11 protein-coding genes are annotated in these 10156 nt (G+C 72.4%); 6 read left to right on the top strand and 5 right to left on the bottom strand.

Annotated features, from left to right (window positions below; genetic code table 11):
- Positions 1 to 2462: DNA polymerase III subunit alpha (gene dnaE, locus AC162C_RS07325; protein ID WP_484096976.1), on the top strand; the 2462-nt coding region annotated here is incomplete at its 5' end.
- A gap of 40 nt (positions 2463 to 2502) precedes the next feature.
- Here dnaE and AC162C_RS07320 read toward each other — a convergent pair.
- Together AC162C_RS07320 and AC162C_RS07315 are read right to left on the bottom strand one after the other, a co-directional pair.
- A complete protein-coding gene (locus AC162C_RS07320; protein WP_484096975.1) occupies positions 2503 to 2925 on the bottom strand; it encodes a cyclic nucleotide-binding domain-containing protein in 423 nt (140 codons plus the stop codon).
- 41 nt (positions 2926 to 2966) lie between these two features.
- Positions 2967 to 3170, bottom strand: a complete 204-nt coding sequence (locus AC162C_RS07315) for a hypothetical protein (RefSeq protein ID WP_462973363.1) — start codon at positions 3168 to 3170, stop codon at positions 2967 to 2969.
- Positions 3171 to 3308: 138 nt separating this feature from the next.
- Here AC162C_RS07315 and lgt point away from each other — a divergent pair, with 138 nt between their 5' ends.
- Genes lgt through AC162C_RS07295 form a run of 4 tightly spaced genes read left to right on the top strand, consistent with a single transcriptional unit; the run spans position 3309 to position 6113 of the window.
- Positions 3309 to 4169 (top strand): prolipoprotein diacylglyceryl transferase, encoded by an 861-nt coding sequence (gene lgt, locus AC162C_RS07310; protein ID WP_484096974.1) that lies wholly within the window; start codon positions 3309 to 3311, stop codon positions 4167 to 4169.
- Positions 4170 to 4178: 9 nt separating this feature from the next.
- Positions 4179 to 4940: a segregation and condensation protein A gene (locus AC162C_RS07305; protein WP_484096973.1), complete on the top strand. Its 762-nt coding sequence runs from the start codon at positions 4179 to 4181 to the stop codon at positions 4938 to 4940.
- Positions 4916 to 5521 carry an SMC-Scp complex subunit ScpB gene (gene scpB, locus AC162C_RS07300; protein ID WP_484096972.1) on the top strand — a complete coding sequence of 202 codons (606 nt, stop codon included), beginning with the start codon at positions 4916 to 4918 and terminating at the stop codon, positions 5519 to 5521. Before AC162C_RS07305 ends, scpB begins: the two co-directional genes overlap by 25 nt.
- A 7-nt stretch (positions 5522 to 5528) precedes the next feature.
- The gene (locus AC162C_RS07295; protein ID WP_484096971.1) at positions 5529 to 6113 is read left to right on the top strand and encodes a DJ-1/PfpI family protein; all 585 of its coding nucleotides are present in this window, start codon (positions 5529 to 5531) and stop codon (positions 6111 to 6113) included.
- A 45-nt stretch (positions 6114 to 6158) separates the two neighbouring features.
- Here AC162C_RS07295 and AC162C_RS07290 read toward each other — a convergent pair whose 3' ends face one another.
- Complete coding sequence (locus AC162C_RS07290) at positions 6159 to 7370, bottom strand: aminopeptidase (protein WP_484096970.1); 1212 nt, start codon at positions 7368 to 7370, stop codon at positions 6159 to 6161.
- A complete protein-coding gene (locus tag AC162C_RS07285) occupies positions 7358 to 8563 on the bottom strand; it encodes an aminopeptidase (RefSeq protein ID WP_484096969.1) in 1206 nt (401 codons plus the stop codon). Before AC162C_RS07285 ends, AC162C_RS07290 begins: the two co-directional genes overlap by 13 nt.
- A 31-nt stretch (positions 8564 to 8594) precedes the next feature.
- Here AC162C_RS07285 and AC162C_RS07280 point away from each other — a divergent pair, with 31 nt between their 5' ends.
- A complete protein-coding gene (locus AC162C_RS07280) occupies positions 8595 to 9287 on the top strand; it encodes a pseudouridine synthase (protein WP_484096968.1) in 693 nt (230 codons plus the stop codon).
- Positions 9288 to 9375: 88 nt separating this feature from the next.
- Here the strand turns inward: AC162C_RS07280 and trpS are convergent.
- Positions 9376 to 10156 (bottom strand): tryptophan--tRNA ligase (trpS, locus tag AC162C_RS07275; RefSeq protein ID WP_484096967.1); only part of this gene is annotated, 781 nt, incomplete at its 5' end.

Here is a 10156-nt window from a genome sequence, read left to right as displayed (position 1 = left end):
CGGAGCTGGAGGAGCGGCTGCGGTTCGAGCTCCACACGATCCGCGAGATGGGGTTCGCGGACTACTTCCTCATCGTCTCCGACTTCGTGGGGTTCGCGCGGCGCGAGGGGATCCAGGTCGGGCCGGGCCGCGGGTCGGCGGCCGGGTCGCTCGTCGCCTACTGCCTGGAGATCACCGACATCGACCCCATCCGCTACGAGCTGCTGTTCGAGCGCTTCCTCAACCCGGGCCGCAAGTCGATGCCGGACATCGACATCGACTTCGCGGTGGAGGGGCGCGAGCGGGTGATCAACTACGTCGCCGAGAAGTACGGGCGCGACCGTGTCGCCCAGATCATCACGTTCTCGAAGATGGCGGCGCGCGCGGCGATCAGGGACGCGGCACGCGTGCTGGAGGTTCCCTACGGCGTCGCGGACCGCATCGCCAAGCTCGTCCCCGAGGGCCCCGGGCAGACGCTGGCCGAGGAGCTGAAGCCGGGGGCGGAGCTGCAGAAGGCGGTCGAGTCCGATCCCGTCGCGAAGGAGATCGTCGACCTCGCGCTGCCGCTCGAGGGCCTGACGCGGGCCGACTCGATCCACGCCGCCGGTGTCGTGATCGGCGCCGAGCCGCTGATCGACCTCGTCCCCCTCCAGCAGAAGGGCGCGGACGCCGAGGTCGTGACGCAGTTCTCGATGGGGAACGTCGAGGCGCTCGGGCTGCTGAAGATGGACTTCCTCGGGCTGCGCAACCTCGACGTGCTGGCGACGGCGGAGCGCCTCGTCGGAGACGTCGACGTCGCGAAGGTGTCACTCGACGACCCGGCCACGTACGAGATGCTGGCGCGGGGCGACTCGACCGGCGTGTTCCAGTTCGAGTCGTCCGGGATGCGCGAGGCGCTGCGGCAGGTGCGGCCGAGCGGGTTCGAGGACCTGATCGCCCTCGTCGCGCTCTACCGTCCCGGGCCGATGCAGTACATCCCGGCGTACGCGGCCCGCAAGCACGGCCGCGAGCCGGTCGCGTTCGCCGACCCGCGGCTCGAGCCGATCACCGGGCCGACGTACGGGATCAGCATCTACCAGGAGCAGTCGATGGAGATCGCGAAGCAGCTCGCGAGCTTCAGCCCCGCCCAGGCCGACGACCTCCGCAAGGCGATCGGCAAGAAGAACCACGCGCTGATGGCCTCGTTGAAGGAGAAGTTCATCGACGGGTGCATCGCCAACGGCCTCACGCCCGCGATCGCCCGGCAGCTCTGGGAGGACATGGAGAAGGCGCAGGACTACTCCTTCAACAAGTCGCACGCGGCGTGCTACGCGCTGATCGCGTACAGGACCGCGTGGTTCAAGGCGCACCACCCGTGCGAGTACATGGCGGCGCTCATCTCGAGCGTGATGAACACGAAGGACCGCGTGCCGTTCTACGTCAATGCGTGTGACGAGATGGGGATCGACGTGTTGCCGCCGGACGTCACCTCGTCCGAGGTCGACTTCGCCGTCGTCGACGGCAAGATTCGCTTCGGGCTGAACGCCGTCAAGAACGTCGGCGAGACCGCCTGCCGTCTGATCGTCGCGGCCCGCGAGGAGGGGGGGCCGTTCACCTCGATCTGGGACTTCACGGAGCGTGTCGACCCGCAGGTCGTGAACAAGCGGGCCCTCGAGTCGCTCGTCAAGTGCGGCGCGCTCGACTCCACGGGAGCGACGCGGATGGGGATGCTCTCGGTCGTCGAACAGGCCCTCGCGCACGGGCAGAAGCTCGCGGCCGACCGCCTGATCGGCCAGGCGTCGTTCTTCGACGCGCCGAGCGGCGACGACGACGCCCTCGCGCAGCGCCATCACCCGCCGCTGCCGGCCACGGAGTTCGAGAAGCAGGAGCTGCTGCGGCTCGAGAAGGAGACGCTCGGCCTGTACGTGTCGGAGCACCCGCTGCACGGCGTCCGCGAGCAGCTCCGGCGCAAGACCGATGCGACGCTCGCCGAGCTCGAGCGCCGCCGCGACGGGGAGGTGGTCACCGTCGGCGGGATCGTGTCGGACGTGAAGCAGACCACGACGCGGCGCGGCGAGCCGATGGTGTTCATGGCGCTGGACGACCCGACCGGGTCGATCGAGGTCGTCGTGTTCAACTCCTGCTACGCGCATGCGCGCGACCTCTGCGTCGCCGACCGCGTCCTCGTCGTCAAGGGCCGCGTCGACCACAAGCAGGCCGGTGAGACGAAGCTGATCGCGCTCGAGGTGACGGCCTTCGAGGCGGTCCCGGAGCGTCGCGAGGTGCGGTTCGCGCTCGACGCCCGCGAGGCCCCGGCCTCGGTGATCCGCGAGCTCGCCCGGCTGGTGCGCGAGTTCCCGGGCGAGTCGCCGGTGTTCGTGTTCGTCGAGACGTCGCAGGGCCCGAAGACGCTGGCGCTCGGGCCCGACTACCGCGTGACCCCTGACCCGGACTTCCTCGCCGAGGCGAAGACGCTCCTCGGGCCGTCGGCGATCGTCGGCTGACGCGCGGTCGGCACGCGTAGCGGCGCGGCCGGGGTCGCGCCTAGACCCCGGACATCGCCGCGAGGCGGGCGGCGAGCACGCGCATCACCTTGACCGCGATCGCCGGCTGCTCTCGGAGCAGCTGCCGGAACGGGCCATCGGAGATCACGAGTGCGCGCAGCGGCGTCGACGCGACGACGGTGGCCGTGCGCGGGACGTTCGAGACGAGCGCGATCTCGCCGGCGAAGTCCCCCGGCCCGAGGTCGCTCACCCTCCGTCCACGGCGGGTCACCTTCGCGGTGCCCTCGACGATCACCACGAACGCGTGCCCCGGCTCTCCCTCGTGCATGAGCACGGCCCCCGCCGCGACCGAGACGTCCTCCATCAGCGTCGCGATGCCCGCGAGGTCGCGCCGGGAGCACTCGGCGAAGAGCGGCACGTCGCGGAGCAGCGCCGTCTTCGCGTGCCTGCGCAGCGGGAGCACGGCGCAATCCTACAAGGGGTGCCCGGCGGCGCTCGACCGGGTCAGAGGAGGATCTGGAGGGCGAGATCGACCGAGCAGCCGTGCTCGAGCAGCCACACGGCGCGGTGCAGGTCGACCTCGTGCGAGTGCGCGAGGACGACGGCCGCCTCGCGGTCGAAGCCCGCGCGCTCGAGCGTCAGCAGTCGCCATTGCTCGATCTGCTCGAGCTCGAGGTCGGGGCCGGTGAGGAGGTGTACGGGTGCCATCTCGACGGGTGGAAGTGGATCTGTGCCTCTTGTTCGCCCAGCGTCGCCGATCGGATGCGACTTTTCCAGTGATCGGCGTAAAGGTTCCGTGAACTCTCTCGAAACCCTTCCCGCCGCAGGACAGGCAGAATCGACGTTGTGCATCGTCTTCTCGCCTCGATCCCGTCCCCGGGCAGCGGGACGCTCGACGTCGGCCCGTTCACCGTGCACATGTACGGGCTCACGCTGCTGCTGGCGATCGTCGTCTGTGTCGTCGTCACGGGGCGGCGGTGGGTCGCCCGTGGAGGCGACTGGGATCTCATCCTCCGGGTCGCCGTCTGGGGTGTCGCGGCCGGGATCGTCGGCGCGCGGCTGTACCACCTGGCGACGAGCTGGGACGAGGTGCCGGACGAGTGGTGGGGCCCCTTGGCGATCTGGCGCGGCGGCCTCGGCGTGTGGGGCGGGATCGCGGCCGGCTGTCTCGTCGGCGCGATCGTCGCGAAGCGCGCGGGAGCGGACGTCTGGCTGCTCGCCGACTGCCTCGCTCCGGGGCTGCTGCTCGCCCAGGGGATCGGGCGTCTCGGCAACTGGTGGAACCAGGAGCTGTTCGGCAAGCCGACCGACCTTCCGTGGGGGCTCGAGATCGACGTCGCCAAGCGGCCGCTCGACACGATCGACCAGGCCACGTACCACCCGACGTTCCTCTACGAGATGGCATGGGACTTCGCGGCCGCCGCGATCCTCGTGTTCGTGATCGAGCGGCGGTTCCGGCCGCGGCCCCCGGGGCTCTTCGCGGCCTACGTGATGCTGTACTGCGCCGGGCGCTTCGTCGTCGAGCAGCTCCGGATCGATCCCGCGCACGAGATCGCGGGCATGCGCTTCAACGGGTGGGTGGCGGCCCTCGGGTTCTTCGCCGGCGCCGTCTGGCTGTGGCGGTCGCAGCGCCGCGGCCGCCGCGGTGGGCCGCCGCCGCCCCGCAAGATGGCCGTGCCGAGGAGTCGCGTCCGACCCGGGGGATAGGGTCGGCGGGTGGCCAGTGCCGTCCGCGATCTCGAGCTGGACCTGGAGGCGTTCGAGGGCCCCTTCGACCTCCTGCTCACGCTCGTGCTCCGCGAGCAGCTCGCGACGGCCGAGATCGACGTCGCCGCGATCGTCGTCGCGTTCGTGGAGCAGCTGGCGGCCCGGGACGAGCTCGATCTCGAGGCATGCGGCGAGTTCCTCGTGCTCGTCGCGGCGCTGCTCGAGCTGAAGGCGCGCCGCCTCTTCCCGGACGAGGACGCGGAGCTGTCCGACCTGGAGCCCGAGGAGGCCGCCGAGGAGCTCGCCCGACGGCTGGCGGAGTACCGCCGCATGAAGGAGGCAGCGGGCTGGCTCCGGGAGCGCATGGCCTCCGAGCGCGACCGGTACTTCCGTCTCGGGCCGGCCCCGCTCGCGCCGCAGCCCGAGCGCCGTCTCGCGGCCCAGGAGTCGTCGGTGCTCGCGACCGCGCTCAGAGGGTTGGCGGTCGAGCCGCCGAAAGTGTCTCTCTCGCACATGGCGCTCCGATTCCCGCCCGTCTCCCAGTTCCTCGAGCGGTTCCGCGCGATCCTCCAGCGCCGTCGCGTGATCGACTTCGACCAGGAGGTCGGCGAGCTCTCTCGGGTCGAGCAGGCCGTGGCCTTCCTCGCCCTGCTGGAGCTCCGCAAGAGCGGCGAGATCGACCTGTCGCAGGCCTCGCCGTTCGCGCCGATCCGTGTCACCCGTTCCGAGACCGAAAGGATCCCGCAGTGGAAGACCGCGCACTTCGCCTGATCTCCGCGAGCCCGGTCGACCAGCTCGCCCGCACGATCGAGGCGCTGCTCGTCGTCGCGTCGCAACCACTGTCCGTCGACGACCTCGCCGAGGCGGCGCAGGACGACGCCGAGCGCGTCGCGACCGCGCTCTCCCTGCTCGGCGATCGCTACCGGGAGGGGCGATCCGGCATCGTCCTCGAGCACGTCGCCGGCGGCTACGCCTTCCGCGCGGCGCGGGAGGCCGCCGACGCGTGTCAACGGCTGTTCGAGCGCCCCGTCGAGCGTGGGCTCTCGCAGGCAGCGCTCGAGACGCTCGCCGTCGTCGCCTACCTGGGGCCGGTGACGCGGCCGGAGATCGCCCGGATCCGCGGGGTCGCAGCGGACTCGGCCGTGGCGTCGCTCGTCGAGCGGGGGCTGATCGCCGAGGCCGGCCGCGAGAGCGGGCCCGGCGGGGCCGTGCGCTATCGCGTCACCGCGCTGTTCGAGCGTGTGTTCGGCCTCGAGTCGCTCGCCGCGCTTCCGCGTCTCGACGATCTCGGCGGCGAGCCCGAGGCGATCCGTGACCGTCTGCTCGCGGTCGCGGAGGCACGCGCCTCCTGAGGCGGGCGTGCGGATCGCGGTCGCGCTGTTCGAGGACGCGGAGGAGCTCGACTGGGCGGGCCCCTGGGAGGTGCTCGCCGCCTGGGCCCGCCAGTTTCCGGAGGACGACGTCGAGGTGGTCACGGTCGCCTCGCACGACGGGCCGGTGACCTGCGCGAAGGGCCTCCGCGTGCTCCCCGACCACACGTGGGAGACGCTCGGCGCGGTCGACGTGCTCGTGTACCCGGGCGGTGTCGGGACGCGACGGGAGCTCGCCGACCCGGTCGTCCTCGATCGACTGCGGACGCTCCACGCCGAGGAGACGCTCCTCGCGAGCGTCTGCACGGGCTCGCTCGTCTTCGCGGCGGCCGGACTGCTCGACGGTCGACCGGCCACGACGTGGTGGGGGCTCGTCGAGATGCTCGGCGAGCTCGGTGACCGCGTCGACGTCCGGCCCGATGCACGGTTCGTCGACGACGGCGACGTCGTCACCGCGGCCGGTGTGTCCGCCGGCATCGACATGGCGCTCCACCTCGTCGCCCGCCTGCACTCGGTCGAGCGGGCGCGCGAGGTCCGCCGCTACATCCAGTACGACCCGGAGCCTCCGGTCTGAGCGATCGCGGGGCGCGTCACGCCGTCGACGCGACGGCGCGGCCGCTCAGAGCTGCCACCGGCCGTGCCGCAGCACCGGCACGTGCTCACCGGCGCGTGTGACCCCGTCGACGTCGAGCTCGAGGCTGCCGACCATCAGGTCGACGTGGATCGCCGAGGCGTTCATCGCCGCCTCCGCCTCCGGCCCGTCCACTCCCATCGCAAGACCCGCGCCGAGGGCGATGTGGCTGGCGGCGTTCTCGTCGATCAGGGTGTCGTAGAAGACCGTGTCGAGCGGCCCGATCCGGCCGTCGCCGTCGACGAGCGCGAGCTCGCCGAGGCGCGACGCTCCCTCGTCCTTGGCGGCGGCGGCGCGCAGGGTCTCGGCGCCACGCGTCGCGTCGATCCGCACCGCGCGCCCGCCGGCGAACTCGATGCGGATCCCCTCCACGATCGCCCCGTAGAGCTCCCGCGGCTTCGTCATCGTCACCACGCCGTCTGCGCGCTCGGGATCGGGCGTCGTGAAGACCTCCTCCGTCGGCAGGTTCGGATGGTGTGGGACGCCGTCGATCGTCTCGAAGCGCGCCGCGTGCCAGCGCGAGCCCCCGAGCAGGCCGATCGTGAGGTCCGAGCCCGGCCCGTGCAGGCGGACGGCGTCGAAGCGGCGGGCCGTGAGGCGCCGGGCGACGTCGAGGAGCTGCGCGGTTCGTGCCGTCCAGGCGGCGTTCGGGTCCGGCTCGTCCAGCCGGCACATGCGCTCGACCGCGGCCCACAGCCTCTCGAGGGCCTCGGCGGCCGTCAGGCCCGGGTAGACGAGCTCGGCCCAGGCGGCCGTCGGACCGGGCACCATCGTCCAGTTCGTCGTCCGCGCGTTGATGACCGCGTTCGACTCGGGCAGCCAGGGCAGCAGGTCGCGCCCCGCCCGGGACGGGTCGACGTCGTCGAACGCGCTCGGGGCGTGCGGCCCGGAGAGGGAGATCCTGGCCCCGTGCTCGTCGGAGAGCCAGCGCAGGCGGTCGCGGAACGACGCCGGGACGAAGTCGATCGTGTCGTCCGCGGCGTGGAGGAGCCGCTCGCGCTTGACGAGGTCGTCGAACGTGAAGACGTCGACCCAGAGCGCCCCGGCCCGGTAGGCGGCGCCGGCGACCGCACGTGCGAGGTCCTCCTTCCCGGGGTGCGTCGTGAGCCCGACGATCTGACCGGGCTGCACGTTGGCGCCGGCGGTCACGGCGAGCTCGGCGAGGGCGCGGACGCGGTCGGCGCGCATCAGACCTGCCATGCCCCGTCCCGGAGCAGCGGGACGCGCTCACCGGTCGCCGTGATCCCGTCGACGTCGAGATCCGGGCTCCCGATCATGAAGTCGACGTGGATGCGGCTCCGGTTGATGCGACGCCGATCCGCCTCGTCCTCCACGGAGTCGGCGTAGGCGTTGCCGAGGGCGATGTGGCTCGCGGCGTTCTCGTCGAGCAGCGTGTCGTGGAAGACCGTGCCCAGCGGCCCGATCCGGCCGCTCCCGTCGACGAGCGCGAGCTCCCCGAGCCGGGACGAGCCGTCGTCCTTGGCAACGGCCGCGCGGAGCGCATCGGCTCCGCGCTCGGCGTCGATGCGCGTGACCCGCCCGCCGGTGAACTCGACGCGGAGGCCGTCGATCAGCGAGCCGTACAGCTCGAGCGGCCGGGTCGCCGTCACGACGCCGTCGACGCGGTCCGGGTCGGGTGCGGTGTGCGTCTCCTCGCTCGGGATGTTGGCGTAGTGGCGAAGGCCCTCCGCCGTCGCCGAGTCCCCTGCCTTCCAGCGCGACGACGGCAGGAGCCCGACGGTGAGCGTCGTCCCGGGCCCCTCGAGGTGGATCGCGTCGAAGCGGCGCTCGGTGAGCCGCGAGGCGACCGCCTTCAGCTCGGCACCCCGTGCGGCCCAGGCTGCTGCCGGGTCGGGCGCCTCGAGCCGGCAGACGTAGGAGATCACCTCCCAGAGCCGGTCGTACGCCGCGTCGGGTGCGAGGTCCGGGTAGACGAGCGTCGCCCACCCCGGCGTCGGCGCGGGCGCGACGCACCAGTTCGTCGTCCGGGCGTTGACGACCGCTCCCGAGTTCGGGAGGTACGGCAGGAGGTCGTGACCGGTCCGGCGCGGGTCGACTCCCTCGAGCGCGAGCGGGGCCGACGGTCCATGGAGGGAGATCCGCGCGCCGCGCTCCGACGAGAGCCACTCCAGCCGGTCGACCATCCACGGGGGCACCTCGTGGAGCGTCTCCTCGGGAGCGAGCTCGAGGCGCGCCCGCTTCACCCAGGGGTCGAAGGTGAGCACGTCGACCCACCGGGCGCCCCGCTCGTACGCGCGGCGCGCGATCGCGCGCGCGACCTCCTCCTTGCCGGTGTCCGACGAGACGGCGACGATCTGGCCGGGCTGGACGTTGGCGCCGAAGTCGACGACGAGCTCGGCCAGTCGCCGCGCCTGCTCACCGTGTCGAGTCACGCAGGCACCCTACCCGGGCGAGAATGGTGCGATGCGGCTCAATCGCTACCTCGCCCGAGCCGGCGTCGCCTCGCGTCGTGGGGCCGACGACCTGATCCGCTCGGGCAGGGTGTGCGTCAACGGCGAGCGCGGAGAGCTCCACACGATCGTCGACGTCGGCGACACCGTGGAGGTCGACGGCCGCCGGGTCGAGCCCGAGCAGACCGCGCTGCTCCTCCTCCACAAGCCCCAGGGCGTCGTGACGACCGTCAGCGACCCCCAGGGCCGGCGGACGGTCGTCGACCTCGTTCCCGACGAGCCGCACGTCGTCCCCGTCGGTCGCCTCGACCGCGAGACGACGGGCGCGCTCCTGCTCACGAACGACGGAGAGCTCGCGCACCGTCTCGCACACCCGAGCTTCGGGGTCGAGAAGACCTACCTCGTCGACGTGGACGGCGTCCCGGGGGACGAGGCGCTCCGTCGGCTGGAGGAGGGGGTCGACCTCGACGACGGCCGCACCGCGCCCGCGCGCGTGCGCCGTCTCGGCGCATCGCGCCTCGAGCTGACGCTGCACGAGGGGCGCAACCGCCAGGTGCGGCGGATGTGCGAGGCGGTCGGGCATCCCGTGCGCCGGCTGCACCGCACCGGCTACGCCGGCCTCGCGCTCACCGGGCTCGCGCCGGGGGCGTGGAGAGCGCTGACCCGCGACGAGGCGGCTGCTCTCCGGCGCCGCGTCGGCCTGTAGCCGCGCGACGAGGATCGCGGGTCCCGGCGCACGTAGGCCCTGCGGCCCCTGGGCTGTGGGGCCGGATCCCCGCCCCGCGTGCCGAGGGTCAGAGCCGCACGAAGCCCATCCGCTCGTACATCAGCTCGAGCGTCGGTGCGGAGGCGGCCCGCGCCTTGTCGGCGCCGAGCGCGAGCAGGCGCCGCAGCTCGCCCTCGTCGGCGCGGAGCTCCAGGTACCGCTCGCGCACCGGCGCGAGCAGGCCGGCGACCGCCTCGCCGACGTCGACCTTGAAGCGCCCGTACCCCTCGTGCTCGTACTCGACCTCGATCTGTCCCGGTGACTTGCCGGTCGCGACCGCGAGGATGTCGACGAGGTTCGTGATCCCCGGCTTGTCGTCGCCGCGCCGGATCTCGCGGCCCGAGTCGGTGACGGCGCTGCGGAACTTCTTCAGGATCACGTCGGCCTCGTCGAGCAGGCGGACGGTGCCCTGCTCGGTGCCGCCGGTCGTCGACATCTTGGTCGTCGGCTCCTGCAGGTCCATGATCCGCGCTCCGACCTCCGGGTAGATGCCCTCGGGGACGACGAACGTGTCGCCGAAGCGCGCGTTGAAGCGCTCGGCGATGTCGCGGCTGAGCTCGAGGTGCTGTCGCTGGTCGTCGCCGATCGGGACGCGGTCGCTCTGGTAGAGGAGGATGTCGCCCGCCATCAGCACCGGGTACGTGAAGAGCCCCGCCGAGACGAAGTCGCGTCGGTCCGCCTTGTCCTTGAACTGCGTCATCCGGCCGAGCTGCCCGTAGCTCGTCACCGCCGACAGCAGCCAGCTCGCCTCGGCGTGGGCGGTGACGTGACTCTGCGCGAAGACCGTCGAGCGCTCCGGGTCGAGCCCC

The sequence above is a fragment of the Gaiella sp. genome (assembly GCF_057140465.1).
The sequence above is the reverse complement of the archived record's forward strand: the minus strand, read 5'-3'. Positions and strand labels throughout refer to the sequence as shown.